Genomic DNA, 25,064 nt, shown 5'->3' with positions numbered 1-25,064 from the left:
TCGCAGCACTACACAACCTCAAACTCGACGTCCGGTAACCGCAGCACCCACCCCGGCAAGGCCCACCTCACCCCGCATTACGGGATATCTCTTAGGCCGTGTTCCGGATCTGACAGTGCTCCCGCCCCGCAGCAGTGATGTCTTCGCTGCGAGGCGTGGGGCGCTCTCAGGTGAGCCACGGGATGGCCGCGTACCCCTTGTCTCGGGCGGTCAACCGCGGACGATCAGTACAGGGAACTGCCTGCACCCGCTGCCGAGTTGATGTGGGATGCTGTTGATCGCCAAGTGCCGTGGCGGTCGTCGGGAGGAGCGCGGCGTGGGAGAGAACGGCCTGCGGGCTGAGGACATCGACACCACCAGGCCGCACCCCGCGCGGATCTACGACTATCTGCTGGGGGGCAAGGACCACTACGAGGTGGACCGGCAGGCCGGCGACGAACTCGCCGCCGCGGCGCCTGAGGTGCGGATCGGCATGCGGGCCAACCGCGCCTTCCTCCGGCGCGCTGTCCGCCACGTGGTCGGCCACGGCGTCCGCCAGATCCTCGACATCGGCACCGGGCTGCCCACCTCTCCCAACGTGCACGAGGTCGCCCAGGAAGTGGCGCCCGACACGCGCGTCGCCTACGTCGACAACGATCCGATCGTGAAGGCCCACGCCGACGCGCTCCTCGGCCACTCCGGCACGACCAGCACCGTACTCGCCGACCTGCGCGATCCGCAGGCCGTCGTGAACCATCCCGACGTCCGCCGAGTGATCGACTTCGGGGAACCGGTCGCCCTGCTCCTCGTCGCCGTCCTCCACTTCCTCACCGACACGGAGAAGCCCGGGCAGGTCGTCGCCACCCTGCGCGACTCACTGCCGGCCGGCAGCTTCCTGGTGCTGTCGCACGCCACGGGTGACTTCGCCGATCGCAGCAAGGCCCAAGCCATCTACAACAGGGCCAGCGCCAGCCTGAACCTGCGGTCCCACACCGAGGTCGAGCGACTCTTCGACGGCTTCGAACTCGTCGAACCCGGCCTGGTCCAGGTCCCGTTCTGGCACCCGGACACTCCCCCACCGGCCAGATCAAGCGAGATCGGGTTCTACGGAGGTGTCGCCCGCAAGACGGGCTGACCTCGTAGACCGCGTCAGCGTGCGGCCACCCGGCAGCCGACGCCGCCTCTCCACGCCCTGTGTCCGCACGGGATCGCGGACGTCACCTGGCGGGCCGGTCCAGAACGTCGACGGGTAGCATCCCCTCCGTGGCAGCCCAACTGGTCGGCAGTTCGAGGGCGTCTGCGTCGGAAGAGCCCGGTTCCGCGCTCATGACCGTCAGACTCAGTGACGGTTCTGCGGGCAGCTGCATGGTGTCGAAGGCGAGGGTGAGGTCGCCGACGACAGGGTGGTGGAAGTGCTTCAGCCCGCTGTAGTGCAGGCGCACATTGTGCCGGGCCCGGGCGGTACGGAAGTTCTCGCTGCGGGTGACGAGTTCGCCGATGAGATCGGTCAGGCCCTTGTCGTGCGGAGTGCGGCCCGCCTCGGTGCGCAGCAGGACGACGGTGTTGTTCATCGCTTCGTCCCAGTTGCGGCCCAGGAACTCGTGGCCGCGGGGGTTGGGAGCTGTTCGTGGCGCAGGCCGTGCACGCGGCGATTGCCGCCGTAGGCGGGCAGGCCGGCTTCCCGGGGGGTGATCCTGGCCCGGCGCGAGGCCAGAAAGCGGCTGGAACACGTCACCGACGGCGAGTACGGCGGCCCACGCCGTAGCACCCGCGCCTGACAGGCCCGGACAGTCGGCCCGGCACCGCGCCGGGGCGGACCGCATGAGGAAGTCGGGGAGCCGGAGAACACCGACGGGGTGCCCAAGACTGCTCGGGCACCCCGCCGTCATGGGTCAGGTCACTGAACGACGACCTGGGTGCTGCCCGTGACGCCGCCGGAGGTCACCGAGACGGTGGCGGTGCCGGAGCTGTGGGCGGTCAGGGCGCCGGTGAGCGGGTCCACCGTGGCGACCTTGGTGTCGCTCGAGGTCCAGACGTGGGACGCGGGGTCCGCGATCGGGATGGTGAGCGGTGCGATGTTGTCGCCGGCGATCTGGTCGCCGGTCGCGGTCAGAGTGACGTGGTCGCCGTGGGCGATCGGGTCCTTGGGGCCCTTGACGGTGATCGACGCGAGCGTGGGCTCGACGCTGTACTGCAGGTCGCCGTCGTCACCGATGCGGATCAGACCGAAGTGGTAGATGCCTCCCTGGTCGGCCGGGGCGTAGGCCGGCATACCGAGGTCCGCGAAGGTGAACTGCGGGATGCCGCCCTCCTCGGTGGTCACGCTCTGGCCCTCGGGGTTGAGGATCTGCTCGGCGAAGCCGCGGGCGTGACCGTACATCATGATCACGTGCTGCTTCGAGTGCGTCTGCTGGAAGCGCTGCACCAGCCGCAGGTACATCCGCGCCTCCCAGCGGTCCGTGAACTGGCTGTTCGCGGCCGGGTGGGGGTCGTACGCGGGCATGTGGGTGATGACCAGCACGTCCTTGGCGGTGGCGTCCGTCAACTGCTGGACCAGCCACGGGTACTGCACGCCTTCGGGGTTCTGGAACGGGTCCGAGGACTGCAGGCTGCCGTGCGAGTTGTCGGTGACGATCATCTGCGCCTGGCCCTGCGTGTAGGCGTAGTGGGTGTCACCGAAGGTGTTGCTGTAGTTGCCGTTCTCCGAGTCGGCGCCCTGAGTGATCTCGTGGTTGCCGACGATGTCGCGCTCGGGGATGCCGAGGGCGTCCATCTTGGACTTGGCGTACTGCAGGTCGGCCGGCTTGCCGTCGTCGGACATGTCGCCGAGGAACTGGGCGGCGTCCGGCTTTGCCTGCGGGGTGAGGGTGGGCAGTCGCTTGGCGATGGAGTCCATCACGTTGCTGCTGACCGAGCCCGGGTCGCCGGCGAGCATGTGCGCGTCGTCACCGGCCAGCAGGGTGGTGCCCTGCTTGGCGAAGTCGGCGGAGTCCTCCTCGAAGGACAGCCACTTCGGGTTCTGCGGGATCGCGTGGTACTCGGGAGCCGTGACCGGTCGCGGCGAGTACAGGGCCTGCAGACCCGCGACGTTGAGCGAGCCGCTGTAGGCGGTGCTCGGGCTGATCGCCAGGAAGTCGATGAAGCTGATGGTCAGCGGGAACTGCATACCCGCCGGCAACTGCGCGACCGCCAGGTGCCAGTCCTTCCAGGTGACGTACGTCGGGTAGAGCGTCGTGGACGTGCCGTTGACCCCGATGTACTTCTCGGCGAGCTCGATGCCGTTGCCGTCACCCTTGATCCACACGCCGATGGCGGTGGGGACCTGACCGTTGTTGGTGTCGGTCTTCAGGGTGGTACGCGGCGAGAGCACCAGTTGCTTGACGCCGGAGCCGGCGGGCATCGAATAGTCGAGCCGCAGCGATCCGGAGTCGGTGGACCCCGGCGGGACGACGCCGGCGTCGGCGTTCAGGGTGGCGGGCTTGCCGGTGGTGTTGTTGCTCAGCCGCCAGACGTCGAGGCTCGTCATCGGGTCGATGATCTTGCTGACGCTGCCCACGGCGATCGACGTCGTCGCGGTGGCGCCGGCGACCTCCGCGCTCACCTCGGCGAGACCGCCCTTGTTGGCGTCCGCGGTGAACAGGCCATGCGCGTCGACCGAGCCCAGGTTGTCCGGGGTGACCTTCCAGGTGGCCGCCTCAGCGGGGATCTGCACCTCGCCGCCGCCCTTGACGCTGCCGGAGAGGGCGAGCTGCTGGGTGGCGCCGTTGTTGAGGTCGGCCTTGTCGGGCGAGACCGTGAGGGAGTCCAGCTTGCTGACGACCTCGAGCTTCTCGGAGGTGGTCACCTCGCCGTTGGTGGCGATGATCCGGCCCGTGCCGGTGCGCTGCGGGGTGAGCTTGCCGTCCTCGTACGTGGCGAGGTTCGAGGGCTCGATCCGGACGTCGACCTGGCCGGCCGAGGGGTTGGCGAACCGGTCGACGGAGTACACCGGGAGCGGGATGGAGCCGCCGGCGACGGTGGTGACCGTCTTGCCGCCGTTCACCACGACCTTGACGGCCGGTCCGGCCTCCTCGGCGGTGGAGTAGAAGAAGATGCCGTTGGCGACCGGGCGCTCGGTGTTGCCGGGCAGGTCGGACGGCGTGTTGACGACCTCGGCCCGGTCGGCGCCGGGGGCGCGGCTGACCATGCCGGTGGAGCCGCCGCCGTCGAACAGCATCGCGGTGTAGGCGCCGTGGGCGACCATGTAGCCCGCGGCCTGCTCCGGCGTCACACCGAAGGCGGTGGAGGCGCCGCCGTGGCCGTCGATGGCGACGACGATGGCGTGCTTGCCGTCCTGGGTGATGCCGACGGCGGTCTCCGGGTTGGCGCCGCTCGGCGGGGTGCCGGTCGGGTCCTTGTAGACCTTGCCGTCCTTGACCAACGTGTCGACACCGCCGATCAGTTGGGTGACATCGTTGTCAGGCGAAAGCTGGGTGGCGATCGCCACCTTGTCGCCCGCGTGCTGGTTGTCGGAGAGCCACTGCCCACCGGCGCCGGCGCCGAGCAGACCGAGCTGGTCGGCGGAGAGCCGGGGCACGGTGGTGACGCCGGTCCGCACACTGTCGACCACGAAGCCGCCGTCGGTGGCGTGGCCGAGCACCAGGGTGGAGGACTTGGACAGGCCGGGGGTCTCGCCGAGGTCGGGGGTGACCTCGGTGATGCCGCCGGTCGCCACGTCGTTCACGGTGTTCACCGAGGTGAGCGCGTGGGTCGCGGAGCCGGTGGAGATCGTGCCGGAGAAGGTCTCCGGGCCCATCACCATGGTGCCGTCGGGCTTGACGCCCAGCTGGGATTCGAAGCCCGGCTTGGGGCTCTTCAGCAGGTGCCCGTTGGTCATGATGCCGCCGAGGGGGCGACCACTGGCGTGGATCTCGAAGTAGTCGCCGTTGACGCCCGCCACCGCGTGGGTGCGGTGGGCCATCGACGACGGGGTCTCGTCCGCCGGGTTGGTGATGGTGTCACCGGCCTCGACCATGCCGACCCGGAGGTTCCGGTCGCCGAGGTCGGCCTGCAGCACCTGGATGTGCTGGCGGCCGCCGACGGTGTCGTACGTCTCGCTGTAATGCTTCAGACCCCGGGTGACGGTCTCGGGCCGCGTCCGGGTGTAGTCCACGACCAGCGGCCAGTTCTCCGGCGTGTCCGGAAGCCAGCTCTGGTGCGCCGCGGGGCTGTCGGCGGCCGTGTCATCGGCCGAGCCGAAAGCGGTGCCGGCTCCCGCCACAGCACCGCCGAGCACCAGCGCAGCCGCGGTCGCCACTGCGGTTCGGCGAATCCCCGTTCCCGCAGGTCTCTTTGCGTGAATTCTCATTGCGTGTCTTTTTTCCTTACGGACATACGTGCAGGTGGGTCACCGGCACGCCCCTCCACCGCACACCAGCCCGGGGGATCACGGGTATCCGTTCGGGGTGACGCAGATGAGCATCAGATGTGATCCCACGGAGCATTAGGTCAAGTCGCGTTAACCTCGGCCTCTCACACACCGCGCATCCCGGGGGCGTCATGACCTGGACGTTTCGGGCAAAGCGCAGGCGTCCCCCGTGCTCGTCCGGCAGCGAGGAGGGTTGAGTGCCGCCGGTGGCCGCCTGCCGCGGCACTGTGTTCCGGTCCGCACCTCACCCGGGGGTGAGGTGCGGACCGGTGGCTCAGCCGGTGATGCTGGCAGCGCCCGTTTCGATGTGGCCCACGAAGCGCCGCGAGAAGGAGCCGTCGGCGCTGACCGTGACGGTGAAGTCGTACCAACCGCCCGTGTAGGCGACGGCGTTGAAGAAGTCGTCCGTGAACTGTCCGGCGGTCACCTGGTAGTTCCAGGGACCGTCACTGCGGTAGTTGTTCGACTTGATGGTGAAGGTCACGTCGGCAGCCGACTGGTTGGTCATGCGGAACCAGACCGCCTGCTTGCCGGTGGTCGGAGCCGTGGCGTAGTAGCAGCCGACCTCGATGCCCTTGGCCGCGCCGAGCGCGTTGCCGGTGAAGCGGGCGCAGGAAGCGGTTGGGGCCGACGACGCTCAGGTCGTAGAGCCCGTTGCCATAGCCGCTGCCGACGTTGAAGTAGTCCTCCACGAGGCCGTCCGTGCGCGTGGCGGCGTTGTAGGGGTCCACCGTGTACTGCCAGGGGCCGCCGCTGCGGTATGCGTTCGCGTAGGCCGAGAAGTGGACCGCCTCGGTGGCCTGGACGCCCTGGTTCGCCATGTCGATCCAGGCCAGGATCTGGCCGTTCGCGTTGTAGTCGAAGCGGCTGATGTAGGCGTTCGGCTGGTACGGCAGGGCACGGGCCGGCTTGGTGCCTGGCTCCTGCGCGGGCAGCGCGTTGGTGTTGGCGGAGGGGTTCGGCAGCAGATAGCAGTTGATCTGGCCGATGACCGCACTGGTGGAGGGCAGGGACGGCATCCCGTAGACGGGTGCGGTGAAGTCGAAGGCGCTGGTCAGGTCGCCGGTGACCTTGCGGCGCCAGGCGCTGATGCTCGGACAGCGGGCGGGGGTGCCGAGCGCCGTGGTCCAGGTCTCCATGAACTGGATGACCGATGTGTGGTCGGTGACCTGGGAGCTGACCCAGCCACCGCGGCTCCAGGGCGAGACCACGAACATGGGCACCCGGAAGCCGAGCCCGGTCGGCGTGCCGTTGACGAACTCGTCCGGGGTCCCAGCCGGCGGGACCGGCGGCGGCACATGGTCGAAGAAGCCGTCGTTCTCGTCGTAGTTGATGAACAGGACGGTGGAGTTGAAGACGGCCGGGTCGGCGTTGAGCGCCTGCATCACCAGGTTGATGAAGTGCGCGCCGTCGTTCGGCGGGGCCGAGGGGTGCTCCGAGAAGCCCTGGTTGGCGACGATCCAGGAGACTTGGGGAAGGGTGCCGCTTTGCACGTCGTGCCGGATGGCGGCGGCGATGTCGTCCGGGGTCGACCCGGTGGTCCGGGGCACCGAGGCCATGCCCCGGTCGTACAGCGGATCGCCGGCGGAGGCGTTGTCGAACACGGAGAAGTACGCGAGCCCGTTGTCGCCGAAGTTGTCGCTCGCGTTCTGGTAGACCTTCCAGCTCACGCCCGCGTTCTGCAGCGCCTCCGCGTAGGTCTGCCACTTCAGGCCGGACTCGTCCGCCCCGTCGTAGGCCGGACCGCCGGCGGAGCCGTTGGGGTCGATCATGCCGCCCCACAGATAGGTGCGGTTGGGGCCGGTCGCGCTCAGGATCGAGCAGTGGTAGGCGTCGCAGATCGTGTAGGCGTCGGCGAGGGCGTAGTGGAAGGGGATGTCACCGCGCTTGAGGAAGCCCATGGTCCGGTTGGTGCCCTTGGCGGAGACCCAACTGTCCATCTTGCCGTTGTTCCACGCCTTGTGCTGCGAGGACCAGCCGTGGTCGAGCGAGCCGTCGCACTGGGCGAGCCGTTCGCCGTCGACGCCCAGCCAGGGGGACGTGGCGCTCATCGACCAGGGGTACTGGCGACCCGATCCTGACGGCTGGTTGAAGACCGAGTAACCGCCCGGCAGGATGACGGTGCTGCGGTCGGCGAAGCCGCGCACACCCTTGAGCGCACCGAAGTAGTGGTCGAAGCTGCGGTTCTCCTGCATCAGGATCACCACATGCTTCACATCGGTGATCGACCCGGACGCGGCCGACGCAGCTCCGTGCTCCCCTGAGGGAAGCGCATCCAGACCCAGAGCAGTACCGACAACGGCTGCTCCTCTGAGGAAAGTACGGCGGTCGAGCGGTGACACATGGACCTCCGAAGTGCGATGAGAGGAGATGAGGGCGGCGTTACTGTCGGGGCGTCGCATGGCCGAGGATCGAGGCCCGGCCGAAGTGAGCATGAACCTTTCAAATCCGTTGGACCAGACTCGTTATCGATTCGAGATGCGGGGTGTCCGGAAACGCATGACCCCGGCCGCCCGAGAGGGGCTGCCGGGTGTGGCGGGTTGTCCGACGGGAGCCGCCGGGTGCGGTTCACCGCGCTGCACATGGACCTTCGGCGGACCTGACTCCTGTCGCGCTGCGGCGACTTCGAGGACGCAGCGCCCGCGTTGCGCGCCGACCTGCCACCCAGGGGGCGAACTCGCCCGATTTCCACGGGTTCCTCGCCGGTGGCACAGCCGACGCCATCCATTTCGGCCAGAGCACAGGGGGGCCACCGGTCGGGGGCGATCAGCCAGGATTCGTCACGAAGGGGCTTCGAACCGACACTTCGGGGGTCGGAACACGTTCTCGGCGGGCCGTTGTCAGTGCCCCGCGCTACTGTGCGCGCAACTGACCGCTTGTCCCTCTCCGGGAGGAATCATGGCCTCGCGTCTCAACCCGTATCTCATGTTCGCCGGCGACGCCCGGCAGGCGCTGGAGTTCTACAAGGAGGTGTTCGGCGGCACCCTGGCGCTCAACACCTACGGCGAGTCCGGTCACCAGGACCCGCCCATGGCCGACAAGATCATGCACGGCATGCTTGAGACCCCCAGCGGCTACACCCTCATGGGAGCCGACACTCCGACGACTGAGCACAACCCCGGGAACACCTTCTCGGTGAGCCTCAGTGGCGACGACGAGGCCGAACTGCGCGGCTACTGGGAGAAGCTGTCCGAGGGCGGCTCGGTGTCCGTTCCGCTGGACAAGCAGATGTGGGGCGACGTGTTCGGCATGTGCACGGACCGGTTCGGTATCGCCTGGATGGTCAACGTCGCCCAGCCCCGGGGCTGAACCGGGCCCCGGAGTCGGCCGGGCGCACACGGGCGCCCGGCCCTCCGGCTGTGCAGGACGCACCATTCGGTCCTGCGCGTCAGTCGCGCGCGAGCAGTTCGAGCGTGTCGACGACGCGGTTCGAGAAACCCCACTCGTTGTCGTACCAGGCCACCACCTTGACGTGCTTGCCGTCGACACGGGTGAGGGCGGCGTCGAAGACCGAGGACGCCGGCCGGCCGGTGATGTCACTGGAGACCAGCGGCTCGTCGGCGTACTCGAGGATGCCCTTGAGCTTCCCGTCGGCGGCGGCTTGGTAGGCCGCGAGCACATCGTCGCGGGTGACTTCACGTGCGACCGTGGTGTTCAGCTCCACGATCGAACCGACAGGGACCGGCACGCGGATCGAGTCGCCGGACAGCCTGCCGTGGAGGTTCGGCAGAACCAGGCCGATGGCCTTGGCCGCGCCGGTGGTGGTGGGCACGATGTTCACGCCGGCGGCCCGGGCGCGGCGCAGATCGCGGTGGGGGCCGTCCTGCAGGTTCTGCTCCTGCGTGTAGGCGTGCACCGTGGTCATGAAGCCGTGCTCGATGCCGGCCAGATCGTCCAGCACGGATGCCAGCGGAGCCAGCGCGTTCGTGGTGCACGAGGCATTCGAGACGACCACGTGCTCGGCGGGGTCGTAGACATCGGTGTTCACTCCGTAGGCGAGCGTGACGTCGGCGCCGTCGGAAGGGGCGCTCACCAGCACGCGTTCCGCGCCGGCGCGGATGTGTGCGCGGGCGGCGTCCGCCGCAGTGAAGCGGCCGGTGGACTCGAGCACGATGCCGACGCCGAGTTCGGCCCACGGCAGGTTGGCGGGCTCGCGTTCGGCGAGCACCTTGATACGGCGGCCGTCGATCACGAGCTCGCTTCCGTCGACCTCGACGGAGTGGGCGAGGCGTCCGAGCGAGCTGTCGTACTTGAGCAGGTGCGCGAGGGTCTCCGGGGCGGTGAGGTCGTTGATGGCGACCACCTCGAGGTCGCTGCCTCGGTCGAGCAGGGCGCGGAGGGTGTTGCGCCCGATGCGGCCGAACCCGTTGACGGCAATGCGGGTCATGGGGACTCCTTTCGTTCCGCTCTCCATGATCGACATCCTGATCCCAGGCCGACAGTGGCCTGAACGACACCATGCGCAAGGATGCCGCCAGAACTTTGGCCATGGCCCGCAAGGATCTCGCCAGCCGTGTCTCTGCCCCTTTGACGGGACCGATACGTCAGTACCGGCTGGTGGCGTGGTTCATGCACCACCGGCGCACTCGGGGAGCTCAGGCCGAAAAGGTGTGCCGGTACTCGGTCGGGGAAGTGCCGAGAATGCGCTGGAAGTGCAGACGCAGATTCGCCCCGGTGCCGAGCCCGACGCGGTCGGCGATCTGCTCCACGCCCAGATCGGTACGTTCAAGAAGCTCCCGCGCCAGGTCCACCCGCGCCCGGAGCACCCACTGCATCGGCGTGTAGCCGGTGTCCTCAACAAACCGTCTCGAGAAAGTGCGCGTCGACACCCGCGCGTTGCGGGCGAGCATCTCAAGGGTCAGGGGTTCGGCGAGATGCGACAGAGCCCACTCACGTGTGCTCGCGAAGAGGTCGCCGAGCGGCTCGGGCACGCTCCGCGGCACGTACTGAGCCTGTCCCCCGCTGCGATAGGGCGCCGCCACCAGCCGTCTCGCCACATGGTTGGAGAGCCCGACACCGTGGTCGCGTCGCACCAGATGCAGGCAGAGGTCGATACCGGACGCCGCTCCGGCCGACGTGAGCACATCGCCCTCGTCCACGAACAGCACGTTCTCGTCGACCTGTACAAGCGGATGCCTTTCGGCCAGCGCCTTCGTGTAGTGCCAATGGGTCGTCGCTCGTTTGCCGTTGAGCAAGCCGGTGGCAGCCAGCGCGAAGGCCCCCGTGGAGATGGCCGCGAGTCGTGCCCCGCGCTCATGGGCGGTCATGAGCGCCCCGACGACCGCTGCCGGCGGTTCTGTCGTCGCCGGCTCCCGGTAGCCGGGGATGAAGATGGTGTCGGCATGCTCGAAGGCCTCGAGCCCCTCGGCCACGTGATACGAGAGGCCGTCGCCGCCGGTCACCAGTCCGGGGGCGGCGCCGCACACGCGCACCTCGTAGGGCATGCTCGGCCGGTTGGAGAACACCTGCGCGGGGATGCCGACGTCGAGCGGCTTCGCGCCCTCGAGCACGAGCACGGCAACGTGGTGGTTCTTCCGGCTCATCGGCATTCTCCCCGCATTGGAACAGGCAGTCGCTCGCACCCGTGGCGTCAATGACGTCTGCCGCAAACATCCTGCCACCGGTCGGCGGATGCCCGGAGTCACCGTCAGTTCTCGGACGTCGGGGGGCCGCTGCTCCCGGTGCCGCGCGGGTCGCCCTCTTGCTCTGCGCGCTTGCGCACAGCCGTCGCCGCCGGGGAAGACCGCTCCTCACCGAACTGGGCGGATCACCGTCTCAGGAGGCGGGCTGCGTTTCGGGTACGGCGTGATCGATCAATACGCGGGCGGCCTCGAGCGCGTCATTGCGCGGGCCGCGGCTGTCTAGAGACGTCGACAGAGCGGTGGCACCCTCGAGGAGGACGGCCAGATGGCGGCCCAACTGCTCCGGGTCGGCTGCACCCGCGCGGGCGGCGAGGTCGGTGAGCTGCCGGACGACGCCCTGCTTGTTGTTCTGGACCAGTTCCCGCACATCGGGCATGTGCCCCGCGGCTTCGACGGCCGCGTTTTGGAGGGGGCAGCCGCGGGTCTCCGCTCCCCCCGAAGTCCCCGACGCCGTCTCGGCGACCATGGTGAACAGAGTCAGCAGCTGCTCTTTGGGGGTGAGTCCCTCGCCGGTCAGCTTCTGCTCGACCCGGCGCGCCAGCCCGGCCTCATAGCCGCGCAGGTACTCCTCCACCAGGGCCGTCTTGGTCGGGAAGTGCTGGTAGAAGGTCCGGGTGGACACCTCTGCGGTCTCCACCAGGCGCGCGACGCCTGTGGCGTGAATGCCCTCTTCGTAAAAGAGCTTCGCAGCCGCCTGCAGGATGCGCTCGCGCGCCCCGCGGCCGCCACGGCGCCGCGTCACAGGCGTGCTCTCTGTCTCCACGGCGTAAGTATAACACTCACTTTACTTTGAGCTTCGACTCCACTAGCATCGAAGGAAAGCGAACGCTTTACTTCGAGCGGGCTGTGCCCTCGGCGCGCGATGACACCGCCTCGGGTCGAGGCGCACCACGCACCGAAGCGAATCGCCGAACCATGACAGATATGACCGAAGGGCTTCACGATGCGAGCGATCCAATACGACCAGTTCGGCGACTACGACGTGCTGCGCGCGGTCGACATCCCGAAGCCCGTTCCCGACAACGGCCAGGCCCTGGTGCGGCTGACGCTGGCCGGCACCCACCCCTTGGACAACACCGTGCGCTGGGGCAAGCTGCCCCCCAATGCGGTCAAGCCGTTCCCGGTCACGCCCGGAACCATCGGCGTGGGAACGGTCGAGGTGCCCGGGGCCTGCGGGCCCGCTGCGGGCAGCCGTGTGATGATCAGCGGCGGCCGGTACGGCATCGGCCTCGACGGCACCTGGGCCGAGTACATCGTGGTCGACCCGGCCCACCTGCAGGCCATACCCGACGACATCGACGACACCAGCGTGGCGGCGCTGTCCGCGGGCGCCGGCTACCTCACCGCCTATCTCGCACTCACCGAACTGGCCGGGTTCCAGCCGGGCGGTACCGTGCTCGCCCCCGGAAGCGGCGGCGCGGTGGGCCAGGGCGGCGTCGAGATCGCCCGGCACCTCGACGCGTCCCTCGCGATCACCACCGCCACCACTACGGCCAAGGCCGAGCTGGGCCGGGCGGCGGGATACGAGGTCATCGACCTCACTCGCGAATCGCTGCGCGACGGTGTCGCCCGGCTCACCGGCGGCAAGGGCGTGGACGTCGTACTCGACGGCGTGGCCGGGCCGATCACCGGTCAGGCACTGGGCGCTCTCGCCAGGGGCGGAACACTGGTCAGCATCGGCTACTCCGCCGGCATTCAGGCCGACATCAACGTCACCGACCTGATCTGGAAGGCGGCGAGCGTACGCGGCTTCCAGTTCGCCATGTTCACCCAGGAACAGATCAACAGGACCAACTCACTGCTGCTGGGCCTGGTCGCCCGCAAGGAGATCACTCCCCTTGTCGACCGCGTCTTCCCCCTCGAACAGGCCGCCGAGGCCCAGCGCCACCTCATAGAGGGCGGACCCTTCGGCCGAGTGCTCCTCAGCCTGTAGTACATCGCTTCGCTGTCTCTCCTGGGCCGGCAATCCGGGCAGAGGATGGCGATGAGTCCGGCGGGCGGGCGGAGTCTCCCCTTCAGGAAGACCATGTGAAGGTCCGAGGCCGAGAGGGGTCCGACATGCCGGCACAACCGCAGGCGCAGGAACCGCAGACAGATCTGGACGCGCGTTACAGCTCCCCCGGCGCCACCGCCAAGTCCTGGGTCGAGGCCGCATCCCGCCTCAAGGAAGCCGAGATCTTGTGGCTGTCCACGGTCCGTCCGGAAGGCCGCCCCCATGTCACACCGCTGATCGCCGTGTGGCTGGACGGGGCGCTCCACTTCGCCACCGGTGAGCGGGAGCGCAAGGGGATGAACCTCGCCGCCAACCCCCAGGTCGTCCTCACCACCGGCACCAACGCCTATGGCGAGGGCTGCGACGTGGTGATCGAGGGCGAGGCGGTTCTGGTCACCGACGAGAAACGGCTGGTCGAACTCGCGGCGGCGTGGGAGGCGAAGTACGGTCCGGACTGGCACTTCGAGGTACGGGACGGGGCGTTCAGCACCGCGAAGACGACGGCCGCCCCGCCGCCGACCGAGGAGAGCACGGACGCGGGTCGGGCCCTGGTCTTCGCAGTGGCGCCTCGTACCGTCTTCGGATTCGGCAGGGACGACGGGTTCACCCAGACTCGCTGGCGCTTCACCTGATTCCGCCGAGGCACGCGCTCAGCTCGATTGGGAGCCCCGTGTCCGACGTTCGACTGGGGCCGGCTCACCGTGCGTCGCGTCGGCGGTCCCCAGCCGCGCCAGCGCTGCCGTCACCAGTGCGGCCGTTCCGGTCTCCAACGTCAGGCGAACGCTGGGCAGGAAGCAGGGCGGGTGGTTAGCCGGCAGAGCGCCCAGCTTTTCGGCGGCGCCTGAGCCCGCAGCGGCCGCCCACTGGGCCGGGTCGGTCGCGCCGAGCATCCAGTAGGCGCCGCGGATACCGGGCCTCCCGTGGAGGTGAGCGCCGGAACCCGTGAGGAGCGGGAAGTCCTCGGTGGCGGGCGAGCCCGGCCAGCCGGTGACACGGGCGGCACCGAACTGCGCCCGGTGGGCAGTACGGACGGCGGCGGTGACGTGCGGATCAGGAAGGGTGACACCGGAGCGCGAGAGCAGGGTGACCGTGACCCGGGGCGGGAGGGCGGCGGCGGCCTCGGCGCGCACCACTCGCTCCACGGCGGCGGCAGCGCGGTCAAGGGCGGCTTCGGAGAAGGCGCGGGCCGTGACGTGCAGTTCGGCGTGAGTGGCGATCACGTTCCCGGTGTGTCCGCGGTCCGCGGTGCGGAGCGAGGAGGGGTTGAGAGCTGTGCGTTTTCGGATGTGCAGGAGTGTGTATTGGTTTGTGGTGTTGCAGCGCGCACACCCGGCGCAAGCGCCGGGTGGACGGCAACGGGGAGCGTTACGAGCAGCTCTCGCGCAAGTACACCGCGCTGCTGGAGAAGTCCACCTCGGGCGAGCTGCCCAATGGCCGGCGCGCTACCCGGAGGCGCCCTGAGTTCGGGAACCTGACACGGCGAACGGACGGCGCGCGCGCCGACTGGTGTCCCTGCGGCCGTACTTGTGACCGCGGATGGGTGTGCGTGTGCGCCTCGCCGAGGAGCGCTTGAGTGCAGTCGACTGGCGAAGCCCCGCCACCGAGGTAGGCGGCTCCTTCCCGAACCGCGGTCGAGGCGCGCCTGGTTCAGAGTCCCCGGGGGCGACGTGGCGGGCGCCGCCGCCACCGCACGGTGGACTCCGCCCCCGGCGGGTGCGTCCGGTGGGGCGGTCACCGGTCGCCTGCGGCGGTCGCGGGACCGTCAGGGCGCGACCGCGGTGAGCGCCAGCGCGGCTGAAACGACATCGTCCGCCGTACTCCAGCGGCCCAGTGACAGCCGTAGCGCGCCCATGGCCCGTGAGGGGTCGATGCCCATCGCGGACAGGACGGGCGAGGGAGCGCTGCTGCGGCTGTGGCAGGCAGATCCGGTGGAGGCCGCGATATGGGGCGCTGCGGCGAGGAGTTCGGGTCCGACGGCGCCGTCGATGCTCACATTCAGGGTGTTCGGCAGCCGTTCCTTCTCCGGCCCGTTGAGGCGGACCCGATCGGGCAGGCAGCCCTCGAGTCTCCGGTGCAAGTCGTCGCGCAGGGACTGAACACGTTCCGGGCCGTCGTCGGCGAGTTCGTCTTCGCACAGTCGAGCGGCCGTGCCCAGGGCGACCGCGAGCGCGACGTTCTCGGTGCCGGCGCGCAGCCCGCGCTCCTGACCGCCGCCGTAGACGACGGGCTCAAGCCGGACGCCGTCGCGTACGTAGAGGGCGGCGATTCCCTTGGGCGCGTACATCTTGTGGCCGACGACGGTGAGGAGGTCCACGCCGAGGGCTTCGACGTCAAGGGGGATCTTCCCGGCGGCCTGAGCGGCGTCGCAGTGGAAGAGCGCGCCGTACTCGCGGGCGCGAGCGGCGAGTTCGGCGATGGGCTGAAGAGCGCCTGTCTCGTTGTTGGCGGCCATCACCGACACGAGCACGGTGTCCTCGTCCATGGCCTCGCTCAGCGCGTCCGGTTCGACCAGACCCGTGCCGTCCACGGGCAGCACCGTCACTCGGATCCGATGCAGGCGCTGCAGAACGCGGCACGTGGCGAGCACGGCCGGATGCTCGGTCGCCTGAGTGATCACATGCGGGTGGCGACGGCTCGAGGCGAGGACCGCACCCCGCAGGGCGAGCAGATCAGCCTCGGAACCGGAGCCCGTGAAAACGATCTCCTCAGGGCCGGCACCGATCAGACCGGCGACCTGAGCGCGGGCGACAGCGAGAGCGGCACGCGGCTCGACACCGAAGGGGTGACTACTGGACGGGTTCCCGAAAAAGGCGGACAGGTAGGGCGCCATCGCCTCCACGACCCGCGGGTCCACCGGGGTGGTGGCGTTGTAGTCGAGGTAGACCAGCCCGTCGGCCAGACCCGGATGCTTCGGCAGAGTATGCGTCATTCCATCGCTCCGGCAGTCTCAAGTGGAGGGCACGGCACCCCCTGTCGAGCATGCCGCCGTTCGGGCGGATGACGCGGCGACGCGCCGGGGCACTGCCGGACCACCGGGATCCGGCCCCAGAACCGCCAGGCCTGAGATCCCACAACCTCCAGCGCACCGCGCCCCAAACGTACCGGTCCTTCCAGCCCTCCCCCGCCGCCTCGGCAGCCGCCATCGGTCGGCCCGGCTCCCCTACTCCCCCTCCATCGGCCCGAGTTCGCCGGCTCAGTGGATGAGTCACTGACCCAAGTCTTTACTGACTGGTAGTCATGCCCCACTCTGTGGGGTGTGCCGGACCGCCCACGGCCCGGCACCGGCTCACGGCCATGCCCGCACGCGTGAGCGATGTCCGTGTGTCCGTACGCCGCTCGAAGACCGCCACCCGCCCCCAAGCGACCGCGCCCCGCCGCCGGGCCGATCGCTCCTCGAGGAAGGCAATCATCTTGTCCGGTTCGCATCGATTCCGTAGATCTGTCATGCCCCTGGCAATCGCGCTCGGGGTGTGTGCCGCAGCCCTCGTCCCGGGGACCGCTTCGGCCGCGCCGCGCACGGGAGCCGCAGACACCAGCGCCACGGCCCGAAGCCTGACCACGACCTCGTCCGTCGCACCGTTCACCGAGCCCGCGTTCGCCGCCGGCTGTGAGTGGCACCGCTTCGGCGAGGGCGAGATCCCGCCGTGGTGGCTGATGTTCCGCGATCCGCTCTGCGTGGAGTACAGCAAGCGTGACATCACCTTCGACAACGGCGGCGCCCTGCGCTTTCTGGTCGCCGAACCCTCACGCTTCGCCCTCGCGATGGTGACCTGCCGCTACTACCAGAAGGACCACTGGAGCGTGCAGACCACCACCGGCGCGACCCCCTGGGTGACCTGGGACGGCCAGTACTGGTGGGACAAGACCGGGCAGCGGGCCGGCGCTCGCCTGACCAACTTCCGCGTCCACGGCACGAGCGTCGGCATCGGCGACGCCGTCGCAGCGCTGCGCCCCACCTTCCCGGAGCTGGCGGCCGTGCTGGAGGACTACGGCCGGGACGCGGGCGAGAGCGGACTGACCGTCACCCTGCCCTTCGATCTGCGCTGTTCTCTGGCCGGGTGAGCACCGTGCATCCACCGAACCGGAGGACTCTCCTCAAGGCCCTCGCGGCGACCGCCACCGCCCTCTCCGCCGGTCGGCTCCCGGCCGCCGCAGCCGAGACAGTGACCGCCGATGCCGAGGCCTCGGGGTGGACGGTGCAGACGATGGAGGCGTTCGCAGACACTCTGATCCCCGGCGAACGCCGGTTCGCCGGCGACCTGGCCGTAGCGGGTGCCGTCAGCGGCCCTGGCGCCGTGCAGGCCGGTGTGATCCAGACACTCACCTCCCCCGAACTGCCCCTCGCCCCCCTGCTGCCCGAGATCGCCACCTTGCTGAACGCCCGGGCGGTCGCCTACGCCACCACCCACCTGATCCTGCTGCCGCTCACCGTCCCTGCCTTCGTCGGCCTGTCCTTCCGCCACCGCACCGCGCTCGTCCGGGGCCTGTTCGGCCCCGAGGACCCGGACCGCGTCGTCTGGCAGATGCTCAGCCTGCTGACGGGCCTCGCCTTCGACACCGCCGCCCATCTCGACACCCGCGAGGCGGTGGACACACACCACCCCGGGCTGGCCTGGCTGGGCTTCCCCCCGTCCGGCGCGGACGGCCTCTGGCGCTTCGCCGACTACTCCTACGGCAGGGCCCTGGCCGCCCTCCACCCCGCCACCACCGCCTCGGGGAGCCCGGCATGAGCGCCCAGACCACCGACGTCCTCGTCATCGGCAGCGGATTCGGCGGCGCGATCCCCGCGTACTATCTCGCCGCCGCGGGCGCCCGTGTCACCGTCCTCGAACGCGGCCCGCGTCTGGCCACATCCGACTTCGCCCACTCGCTGCGCCTGGGCACGTACAACCGGATCGTCGACGTCGTCCGCGGCGAGGGCATCGCCGTGGTCGCCGGCAACTGCGTCGGCGGCGGCAGCGTGGTCTACTTCGCCGCGTCCCTGCGCGCCCCTGCCTACATCTTCGAACGGCGCGGCAGCCTGGGCCGGCGGATCTGGCCCGCCTCCCTCACCCGAGCCGCGCTCGACCCCTGGTACGACCGCGTGGAGGAGGCGCTCCCGGTCACCCGCACCGGCTGGCCGGACGTCTCCTACGCCGGTGGTGTGCTGGCGGCCGCCTGCCAACGAGCCGGCCACACCTGCAATCCCGTGCCCGTGGCCGTGGACACGCAGCGGTGCACGAACTGCAACTGGATGCTCTCCGGCTGCCGTTTCGACGCCAAACGCTCCATGCTGCTCAACTACCTCCCCGCCGCCGAGGCGCACGGCACAACCATCAAGCCCCTGCACGAGGTCCAGACCATCGCCCCCTCGCCCCTGTCCGGCTATCGATACGCCGTCACGTACACGGTCCTCGACCCCGACGACTACACGTGCACTCTCGAGGTGGGCACCATCCACACCAAGGTGGCCGTCCTGGCCGCCGGGGCGGTCGGCACCCCCGTCATCCTGCAGCGCTCCGCACCGCCGCTGGGCGGAGTCCCGGGCGCGGTGGGACGGTACTTCTCCGGGAACGGCGATCGTGTCAGCGTCGCCGACGTGGACGAGAACAAGGTGCGTTCGCTGCTGGGGCTGTCCCGCCCGGACGGCGTTCCGTACGAGGGACTGCCCATCGGCCGCCCCATCACGGCGGCGACGTACGACTACCTGGACGCAGCGGCACCCGAGTACAGCCGCTTCATGCTCCAGCAGATCTACTTCCCACCGGTCACCAACATCCTCGCCCAGGCCGCCGACCCCCCGAACTGGTTCGGCATCCCCGCCCGTGACCTGCGCTCCCGCTGGAAGTCCTGGCTCACCCTCCTCGCGATGACCGAGGACGACAACGAAGGCACCTTCAGCTCCGTGCCACCCCTCACCGGCAGCTTCACCCGGCTGGCACCCGGACTGGGACTGGGCACGATGACCTACCGTCCCACCACCCGCACCCGCGACGCCTGGCAGCAAGCCGACACAGCCCTGCGCGGCATCCTCGAGAAGGACGGACTGGCCACGATCCGCCCCTGGAGCGAAGACGTGGCAGGAAGTGTGACCGCCCACCCCATCAGCTCCGCCCGCATGGGCGACAACCCCGCCACCAGCGCCCTCGACGACACCAACGAACTGCGCGGCCACCCGGGCCTGTTCGTCACCGACGGCTCCGCCGTCCCTACCTCCCTGACCGTCAACCCCTCCCTCACCATCGCCGCCCTCGCCGAACGCGCCTCCCCCGTCATCGCCCGACGCGCGGCGGAGGCAGGCGTACCGGTCGGGTACGGCGCACCACCGCCCACACCATGACCCGGCACCCGCACAGTGGCCGTGACATCGGTCCGGTCGACCGGGCCGACGTCACGGAGTGGGCACCGCCACGGGCCGCGCCCTGGTCCATGGGGTGCATCTCGGCCTCGGTCGCGGCAGCCGGCGGCGGGCCGGGCCGCCCGCTGAAGCCGGTGCGGTGCAGCACGGCCGCGAGGCGATCGGCCCACGGCGTCGCCTTGCTCGCCAGGGCGCTCGGTGCCCGATGGGCACCGGACGGAGCCGGGCCCTTCGAGCCGCCTTGCCGGACGGGGACTGCTCACCGCACGGCCAGGGATCTTCACCGGGTTCCTCCGAGGATGCCCCGGCTTTCAGGCCGGGGAGGAATCGGACTCCTGCGGAGCAGGGCGGGGATGGCCGGATCGCCGTCGGGGCGATCCGGCGTCCACCCCGCGCGGCGGGGATGTCGCCCGCAATGATCGAGAACTCTCAACTGTCAGTCCTCCCGGGTAGGTTCGGATGCATGACGACGGAAGCGACCATGAAGGACGCCGGGCATGCCCGGTACACCTTCCGTGTGCGCCTGTCGAACACGGCCAGGCGTCAGCTCGAAGCCGAGTGGGACCGGTGCCGGTGGATCTGGAACGAATGCGTGGCCAAGTCGAAGGCCGTGTATCAGCAGGCCAGGGCAACAGGCGAGAAGCTGACGTGTGGCCCGGCTCAGCTCGACAAGATGCTGACCGAGGCCCGCAGGGGGATGCCCTGGCTGGCTGAGGGCGCGAGCGTGCCTCAGCAGCAGGTGATACGCGACTTCGCCAAGGCCCGCGCCAAGGCCCTCAAAGACATCAAGGACCGGGTTGCGACGCATCGCCGGGCGGGGATGCCCCGGTGGAAGAAGAAGCGGGAGGCGCGACCGAGCCTGAACTACACCCGGCGCGGCTTTCGGCTTGATGACGGACGGCTGCACCTGGCGGGCGGGATCGTCCTGACGGTGGTGTGGTCGCGGGAGCTGCCCGCGGACCCGTCCAGTGTGCGCGTGTACCAGGACACGCTCCGACACTGGTACGTGTCCTTCGTCGCCGCCGCGCACAGCGAACCGCTCGCCCCCACGGGGCGCGTGCTCGGGGTGGACTGGGGTGTGAAGGAGACCGCTACCACCACGGACGACGCCTACGACCTCCCGCATGGCGAGTACGGCAAGCGGGCCGCGCAGCGGCTGGCGAGGTACCAGCGGATGATGGCCCGGCGGCGCCGTCCGAAGGGGCAGCCCGCATCCGCCGGCTATCGGCGGGCGCAGGCCCAGGCAGCGAAGCTGCACAAGAAGATCGCGAGGCAGCGGGAGGACACCGGCCGCAAGTGGGCCAAGTCCGTGATGCGCGGCCACGACAGGGTTGCGGTGGAGGACTTCCGGCCGAGGTTCCTCGCGAAGACCACGATGGCCCGCAAGGCGGCCGATGCCGCCATCGCCGCGACCAAGCGTGCCCTGGTCGAGATGGGCCGCAAACATGCGCGAGATGTGCGTCTGGTGCACCCGGGGCACACCACGATGGACTGTGCGCGGTGCGGAGCGAGAACCAAGCACGCACTCCCTCTCTCGATGACGACGTATGCCTGCACCGTGTGCGCAGCCGTGTCCCCCAGGGACAAGAACTCCGCCCGCGTGATGCTGGTCCGGGCAGGTTGGAACCCGGACGGTGCTGAGGGCGTAAGACCTCCTGGTCCGGTGGACCCAGAGGCAGCCTGAGCCGTAAATCCCCGCTCAGCCCTGGAGGGCGGACAATCCCCTCCCTCCAGGCAGGGGAGCCTTCAACGAGGCGGCAACTCGTCCGCACGCCGCGCGGTCGTTTCTTCCGGCGCCGGAAGAGGTCAGGAGGCGAGGAACTCCACAAGCGCCGGGTTGACGATGTCGGAGTGGGTCCATGCGACGTTGTGGGGTCCACCCTCCACGGTCACGAACTTCAGGTTGTCGATCAGGCCCGGAAGGCGCTTGGCAGTGGCCTCGTAGGGCAGGATGCGGTCGGAGTCGCCGTGGACGAGCAGGGTGGCAACGTCGATCTTCGGCAGGTCGGCGCGGAAGTCCGTCAGCCAGGTGTCCCCACACACGTGCGCCGCGAACGCCGAGGCGGCGACCGCCACGTTGAAGCTGTTGTTCCACGCCTGTTCACTGATGCGCGAGCCACCGACCACGTCGACGTTGTAGAAGTTGTCCAGAAAGTCCCTGAAATAGGCGGGACGGTCGGCCACCACGGCCTGCTTGATACCGTCGAAGACGGATTGATCGACGCCCTCGGGATTCTCGTCCGTCTTGAGCAGGAAGGGCGGGATGGCGCCCATCAATACCGCCTTCCTGACGCGCCTTGAGCCATACGTCCCCAGATAGCGTGTGACCTCCCCCGTGCCCATGGAGAATCCCACGAGGCTGAGGTCCGTCAGGTCCAGGTGGTCGAGCAGGGTGTTCAGGTCGGCGGCGAAGGTGTCGTAGTCGTAGCCGACCGTGGGCTGGCTGGACCGGCCGAAGCCGCGGCGGTCGTATGTGATGACGCGGTAGCCCGCCTCGAGCAGAACGCGCTCCTGCTTCTTCCAGGAGGTGTGTGCGTCGAGCGGGTACCCGTGGATGAGGACGACGGGCCGGCCCTCGCCGTGGTCCTCGAAATAGATCTCGATGGGGTGGCCGTTCTGCTCGCCGACGGTAACTTTGGACATGAGAAGACACCCGTCCTCTGGCAGAAATTCTGCTGACTATTACCGCCGCTCGTACGGGGATGCCTCGACTTAGAGAATTCGTCCCGGATGCCGGCAGGAAACTAGTCGATCAAGAGAGCGAGGAAAAACGCTTCAAGAAACACAACGAAGCTATCGATGAATAAAGGCTGTTGCGTACGCACTGCTTCTCTGTTCATCACCCACTGTGTCCCACGTCGCACCCCTGTGCACGCCGGAACCGCGGCACTCGGTGCAGCTCGAAAACGTCCGACCTGACGACGGCAGCATGCCGACCACCTGCCGCGACGCCGGCCAGGCGGAACGCGGAGGCTCGACCGGTCCGCGGGACCCGTGCCCGGGGGAAGCAAGAAGACCCGATATCGCGCAGCCGCGTCCGGCACAGGCATACTCAGGCCCTGCGGACGCATCGGTGGCCGCGAACAGCGGGAGGTGGGCGACGGTGTCGTCTTCGGTGTCGGGGACAGAGCCCCGGAAAGTCACGATCCATGACGTCGCCCGGTCCGCCGGGGTCTCACGGCAGACCGTGTCGCGGGCGCTCAACGACAAGGACGAGATCGACGACTCCACCAAGCAGCGCGTCCTCGACGCCGCCCGTGCGCTCGGCTACCGGCCGAGCCGGTTCGCCCGGGGCCTGGTCCGGCAGGACACCACCACCATCGGGCTGGTCATTCCCGACCTGCTCAACCCGTTCTTCACCGAGGTCGCCGCGGCCGCGCTGGAGGCCGCCCGGGCCCGTGGCTGGCACGTCGTCGTCTACGACACCGCCGACCGGGCCGAGGAGGAGCTCGGCACACTCCAGGTGATCAGCTCGCAAGTGGACGCGGTCGTCGGCTACTTCAGCTGCCCCGAGGACGAGGTCGAGCTGTTCACCCGGGGCATGCCGGTGGTGCTCATCGGCCGTGAGCACCGCACCGCGCGGTTCAGTTCGATCCGGATCGACGGTGAGGACGGTGTCCACGCCGCGGTCGCGCACCTGATCGCGCAGGGCCACACGCGGATCGGCATGCTCGACCATGACGGCCGCGCCGAGCCGAGCGTTCGACGCGAGTGGTTCACCACGGCCGCCGCGGCGCACGGCATCGACTCGAGCATGGTGGTCGGCGCCCACCAGTCGGCCGACGGCGGCGGAGCGGCGCTCGAGGCCCTGCTCACCGCCCATCCGGACGTGACCGCGGTCCTCACCTTCAACGACATCATCGCGATCGGCGCCCTGCGCGAGGCACGCCGGCTCGGCAGGAGCGTCCCCCAGGACCTGGCCGTGATCGGCTTCGACGGCCTGCAGCTCGGCGCGGTGGTCGAGCCCCCGCTCTCCAGCGTCGCCCTCGACACACGCAAGCTCGGCGCGCTCGCCATCGAGCAGGTCGCACGGCTGCTGACCGGGGCGAACGCGCTCGACGCCGACGACCTCGTCGTCCGGGCCGAGCTGCGACTGAGGGGATCCGCGTAATCTGTCGGATTTGTGCGCGACATGAAAGCCTTGACACTCGACCGCACCGGAGCGCACACTTCCGAACAATTCCAGCTCGCCGTGAACGTTCACGTGAACGCTCACGGCAACGGAATCCATGGTTGCCAATCTCGCCACGGCGTTCGGCACTACCGACACGGTGGCGTTTTGTCCCTTCCAACCAGAAGGCATCCCGCCTGAGGTGTCAACGTCGACCCGTCTAGCGTCGTCGCTAGTCGTTCTCTGGAACGGAAACTATGAGCAACACAGTCACGCGCACCCGCCTCGCCGTCGCCGCCGCGGCAGCAGGTATAGCCGTACTCGCCGGGTGCTCGTCGCCCGCTCCTTCGGGTAACGCATCCGCGTCCTCGTGTGAGCCCTCGAAGGGCAAAGTCACCCTTCAGTACTGGAACACCGTTCCGGGTATGGACCAGGTCGTCGCCCTGTGGAACAAGAAGAACCCGAACATCCAGGTCGAGACGAAGAACATCTCCAACGACCAGTACGGCACGATCGGCAACGCCCTCAAGGCGGACAAGGCGCCCGACCTCGCCCAGATCGGTTACGACGAGCTCCCCAACCTGCGCACCCAGGACGCCTTCGTGGACGCCTCGGCCTGCTCCGCGGCCGCCGGCGCCAAGTCGAAGTTCGTGCCCTGGACCTGGTCGCAGACCAGCTTCGGCGGCACCGGCGTGTTCGCCTTCCCGCAGGACACCGGTCCGATGGCCCTTTACGTGCGCAGCGACATCTTCAAGCAGCACGGCCTCACGATCCCGAAGACCTGGGACGACTACGCAGCGGACGCGAAGAAGCTGCACGCCGCGGACCCCAACCTCAGCATGACGTTCTTCGACCCGAACAACGCCGAGTGGTTCAACGGGCTCCTCTGGCAGAACAACGCCGAGATGTACAGCTACTCCGGCGACAAGTGGCACGTGACCGTAGCGTCCGACCAGAGCAAGCAGGTCGCCGACTACTGGCAGAAGCTGATCGACGCCAAGCTCGTCCGCACCGACCTCGCCCACGGTTCGACCCAGATGTACGCCGCGTACCAGAAGAACCAGATCGCCACCTACGTCGGCGCCGCCTGGGGCTACAGCATGTTCCGCGACAACCTGCCGAAGCAGGCCGGCAAGTGGTCGATCGTCCCGATGCCGACCTGGGGTTCGAGCACCTCGTCCGGCGACTGGGGCGGCTCCACCGTGGCGTTCATGAAGGGCAACAAGCACCTGTACGAGTCGGTCAAGTTCAACGAGTGGCTGAACACCGACCCTGAGGCCCTCGCGCTGGAGAACAAGCTGGGCGGCCTCTACCCGGCGGCCAACGACGGTCTGAAGCTCCCGGCACTGTCACAGGGCGTCCCGTACTACAACAACGAGAAGATCTTCGACGTCTTCGCCGACTCGTCCAAGAACATCGACACCAACTTCAGCTGGGGTCCCACCCAGAAGACGGTGAACCTGGCGCTCCAGGACGCGATGGCCAAGGCGGCGGCCGGCAAGGGCACCGCCGGCGACGCGCTCTCGGCCGCCCAGGAAGCTGCGCTGAAGTCCATGAAGGATCAGGCGATCCCGGCCACGGCAGGCAAGTGACCG

Annotated in this window: 18 protein-coding genes and 1 pseudogene; 10 read left to right on the top strand and 9 right to left on the bottom strand. The window is 69.0% G+C overall.

All coding sequences use genetic code 11. The features are described 5' to 3' along the window. The first annotated feature begins 316 nt into the window (after positions 1-316). Positions 317-1,114 carry an SAM-dependent methyltransferase gene (locus ACWDA7_RS27390; RefSeq protein ID WP_450607180.1) on the top strand — a complete coding sequence of 266 codons (798 nt, stop codon included), beginning with the start codon at positions 317-319 and terminating at the stop codon, positions 1,112-1,114. A gap of 82 nt (positions 1,115-1,196) precedes the next feature. On the opposite strand, the gene ACWDA7_RS27385 is transcribed toward ACWDA7_RS27390, so the two are convergent. From ACWDA7_RS27385 to ACWDA7_RS27375, 3 genes and pseudogenes are all read right to left on the bottom strand, one after another. Beyond that, entirely contained in the window at positions 1,197-1,550 is a 354-nt protein-coding gene (locus ACWDA7_RS27385) for an MmyB family transcriptional regulator (RefSeq protein WP_450607178.1), read from the bottom strand. A gap of 326 nt (positions 1,551-1,876) precedes the next feature. After that, positions 1,877-5,275 (bottom strand): phosphodiester glycosidase family protein, encoded by a 3,399-nt coding sequence (locus ACWDA7_RS27380; protein WP_450607176.1) that lies wholly within the window; start codon positions 5,273-5,275, stop codon positions 1,877-1,879. 385 nt (positions 5,276-5,660) lie between these two features. Next, positions 5,661-7,728 (bottom strand): annotated as a pseudogene (locus ACWDA7_RS27375) (phosphocholine-specific phospholipase C). Positions 7,729-8,284: 556 nt separating this feature from the next. On the opposite strand from ACWDA7_RS27375, the gene ACWDA7_RS27370 reads away from it, so the two are divergent. After that, entirely contained in the window at positions 8,285-8,695 is a 411-nt protein-coding gene (locus ACWDA7_RS27370) for a VOC family protein (protein ID WP_432923613.1), read from the top strand. 79 nt (positions 8,696-8,774) lie between these two features. On the opposite strand, the gene gap is transcribed toward ACWDA7_RS27370, so the two are convergent. The 3 genes from gap to ACWDA7_RS27355 form a co-directional block, all read right to left on the bottom strand. Continuing rightward, complete coding sequence (gene gap / locus ACWDA7_RS27365) at positions 8,775-9,773, bottom strand: type I glyceraldehyde-3-phosphate dehydrogenase (RefSeq protein ID WP_450607175.1); 999 nt, start codon at positions 9,771-9,773, stop codon at positions 8,775-8,777. Positions 9,774-9,981: 208 nt separating this feature from the next. Then, positions 9,982-10,935 carry a GlxA family transcriptional regulator gene (locus ACWDA7_RS27360; protein WP_450607173.1) on the bottom strand — a complete coding sequence of 318 codons (954 nt, stop codon included), beginning with the start codon at positions 10,933-10,935 and terminating at the stop codon, positions 9,982-9,984. A 226-nt stretch (positions 10,936-11,161) separates the two neighbouring features. Then, a complete protein-coding gene (locus tag ACWDA7_RS27355; RefSeq protein ID WP_450607171.1) occupies positions 11,162-11,791 on the bottom strand; it encodes a TetR/AcrR family transcriptional regulator in 630 nt (209 codons plus the stop codon). Positions 11,792-11,971: 180 nt separating this feature from the next. Between ACWDA7_RS27355 and ACWDA7_RS27350 the strand changes: the two genes are divergently transcribed. Both ACWDA7_RS27350 and ACWDA7_RS27345 read left to right on the top strand, forming a co-directional pair. Continuing rightward, positions 11,972-12,961 (top strand): quinone oxidoreductase family protein, encoded by a 990-nt coding sequence (locus tag ACWDA7_RS27350; RefSeq protein WP_450607169.1) that lies wholly within the window; start codon positions 11,972-11,974, stop codon positions 12,959-12,961. A gap of 125 nt (positions 12,962-13,086) precedes the next feature. Continuing rightward, the gene (locus ACWDA7_RS27345) at positions 13,087-13,653 is read left to right on the top strand and encodes a pyridoxamine 5'-phosphate oxidase family protein (protein WP_450607167.1); all 567 of its coding nucleotides are present in this window, start codon (positions 13,087-13,089) and stop codon (positions 13,651-13,653) included. An 18-nt stretch (positions 13,654-13,671) separates the two neighbouring features. Here the strand turns inward: ACWDA7_RS27345 and ACWDA7_RS27340 are convergent, their stop codons facing one another. Both ACWDA7_RS27340 and ACWDA7_RS27335 read right to left on the bottom strand, forming a co-directional pair. Beyond that, entirely contained in the window at positions 13,672-14,241 is a 570-nt protein-coding gene (locus ACWDA7_RS27340) for a hypothetical protein (protein WP_450607165.1), read from the bottom strand. 542 nt (positions 14,242-14,783) lie between these two features. Then, positions 14,784-15,950: a cysteine desulfurase family protein gene (locus ACWDA7_RS27335; RefSeq protein WP_450607163.1), complete on the bottom strand. Its 1,167-nt coding sequence runs from the start codon at positions 15,948-15,950 to the stop codon at positions 14,784-14,786. A gap of 515 nt (positions 15,951-16,465) precedes the next feature. Here ACWDA7_RS27335 and ACWDA7_RS27330 point away from each other — a divergent pair. The 4 genes from ACWDA7_RS27330 to ACWDA7_RS27315 all read left to right on the top strand — a co-directional run bounded on the left by ACWDA7_RS27330 (position 16,466) and on the right by ACWDA7_RS27315 (position 21,042). Next, positions 16,466-17,083 (top strand): hypothetical protein, encoded by a 618-nt coding sequence (locus ACWDA7_RS27330; RefSeq protein ID WP_450607161.1) that lies wholly within the window; start codon positions 16,466-16,468, stop codon positions 17,081-17,083. After that, on the top strand, positions 17,080-17,751 hold the full coding sequence (locus ACWDA7_RS27325; protein WP_450607159.1) for a DUF5987 family protein: 672 nt from the start codon (positions 17,080-17,082) through the stop codon (positions 17,749-17,751). Before ACWDA7_RS27330 ends, ACWDA7_RS27325 begins: the two co-directional genes overlap by 4 nt. After that, positions 17,748-19,340 (top strand): GMC family oxidoreductase N-terminal domain-containing protein, encoded by a 1,593-nt coding sequence (locus ACWDA7_RS27320; RefSeq protein WP_450607157.1) that lies wholly within the window; start codon positions 17,748-17,750, stop codon positions 19,338-19,340. Before ACWDA7_RS27325 ends, ACWDA7_RS27320 begins: the two co-directional genes overlap by 4 nt. Positions 19,341-19,821: 481 nt before the next feature. Beyond that, entirely contained in the window at positions 19,822-21,042 is a 1,221-nt protein-coding gene (locus ACWDA7_RS27315) for an RNA-guided endonuclease InsQ/TnpB family protein (RefSeq protein ID WP_450607155.1), read from the top strand. Between the two features lie 122 nt (positions 21,043-21,164). Here ACWDA7_RS27315 and ACWDA7_RS27310 read toward each other — a convergent pair whose 3' ends face one another. Next, positions 21,165-22,001 (bottom strand): alpha/beta fold hydrolase, encoded by an 837-nt coding sequence (locus ACWDA7_RS27310; RefSeq protein ID WP_450607154.1) that lies wholly within the window; start codon positions 21,999-22,001, stop codon positions 21,165-21,167. Positions 22,002-22,461: 460 nt separating this feature from the next. Here ACWDA7_RS27310 and ACWDA7_RS27305 point away from each other — a divergent pair, with 460 nt between their 5' ends. After that, positions 22,462-23,469, top strand: a complete 1,008-nt coding sequence (locus tag ACWDA7_RS27305; RefSeq protein WP_450607152.1) for a LacI family DNA-binding transcriptional regulator — start codon at positions 22,462-22,464, stop codon at positions 23,467-23,469. A 257-nt stretch (positions 23,470-23,726) separates the two neighbouring features. Next, positions 23,727-25,061 carry an ABC transporter substrate-binding protein gene (locus tag ACWDA7_RS27300; protein WP_450607150.1) on the top strand — a complete coding sequence of 445 codons (1,335 nt, stop codon included), beginning with the start codon at positions 23,727-23,729 and terminating at the stop codon, positions 25,059-25,061. Positions 25,062-25,064: the final 3 nt, after the last annotated feature.

Source organism: Streptomyces sp. NPDC001156, from assembly GCF_053598275.1.
Note: the sequence above shows the minus strand (reverse complement) of the source record. Positions and strands in the feature narration are given on the sequence as shown.

Excerpts from the sequence above, each read along its gene's own strand:
- ACWDA7_RS27370 (WP_432923613.1), top strand. The coding sequence starts at position 8,285 with ATGGCCTCGCGTCTCAACCCGTATCTCATGTTCGCCGGCGACGCCCGG.
- ACWDA7_RS27330 (WP_450607161.1), top strand. The coding sequence starts at position 16,466 with ATGCCCCTGGCAATCGCGCTCGGGGTGTGTGCCGCAGCCCTCGTCCCG.
- ACWDA7_RS27335 (WP_450607163.1), bottom strand. The coding sequence starts at position 15,950 with ATGACGCATACTCTGCCGAAGCATCCGGGTCTGGCCGACGGGCTGGTC.
- ACWDA7_RS27345 (WP_450607167.1), top strand. The coding sequence starts at position 13,087 with ATGCCGGCACAACCGCAGGCGCAGGAACCGCAGACAGATCTGGACGCG.
- ACWDA7_RS27320 (WP_450607157.1), top strand. The coding sequence starts at position 17,748 with ATGAGCGCCCAGACCACCGACGTCCTCGTCATCGGCAGCGGATTCGGC.
- ACWDA7_RS27385 (WP_450607178.1), bottom strand. The coding sequence starts at position 1,550 with ATGAACAACACCGTCGTCCTGCTGCGCACCGAGGCGGGCCGCACTCCG.
- ACWDA7_RS27310 (WP_450607154.1), bottom strand. The coding sequence starts at position 22,001 with ATGTCCAAAGTTACCGTCGGCGAGCAGAACGGCCACCCCATCGAGATC.
- ACWDA7_RS27315 (WP_450607155.1), top strand. The coding sequence starts at position 19,822 with ATGACGACGGAAGCGACCATGAAGGACGCCGGGCATGCCCGGTACACC.
- ACWDA7_RS27360 (WP_450607173.1), bottom strand. The coding sequence starts at position 10,935 with ATGCCGATGAGCCGGAAGAACCACCACGTTGCCGTGCTCGTGCTCGAG.
- ACWDA7_RS27350 (WP_450607169.1), top strand. The coding sequence starts at position 11,972 with ATGCGAGCGATCCAATACGACCAGTTCGGCGACTACGACGTGCTGCGC.
- ACWDA7_RS27300 (WP_450607150.1), top strand. The coding sequence starts at position 23,727 with ATGAGCAACACAGTCACGCGCACCCGCCTCGCCGTCGCCGCCGCGGCA.
- gap (WP_450607175.1), bottom strand. The coding sequence starts at position 9,773 with ATGACCCGCATTGCCGTCAACGGGTTCGGCCGCATCGGGCGCAACACC.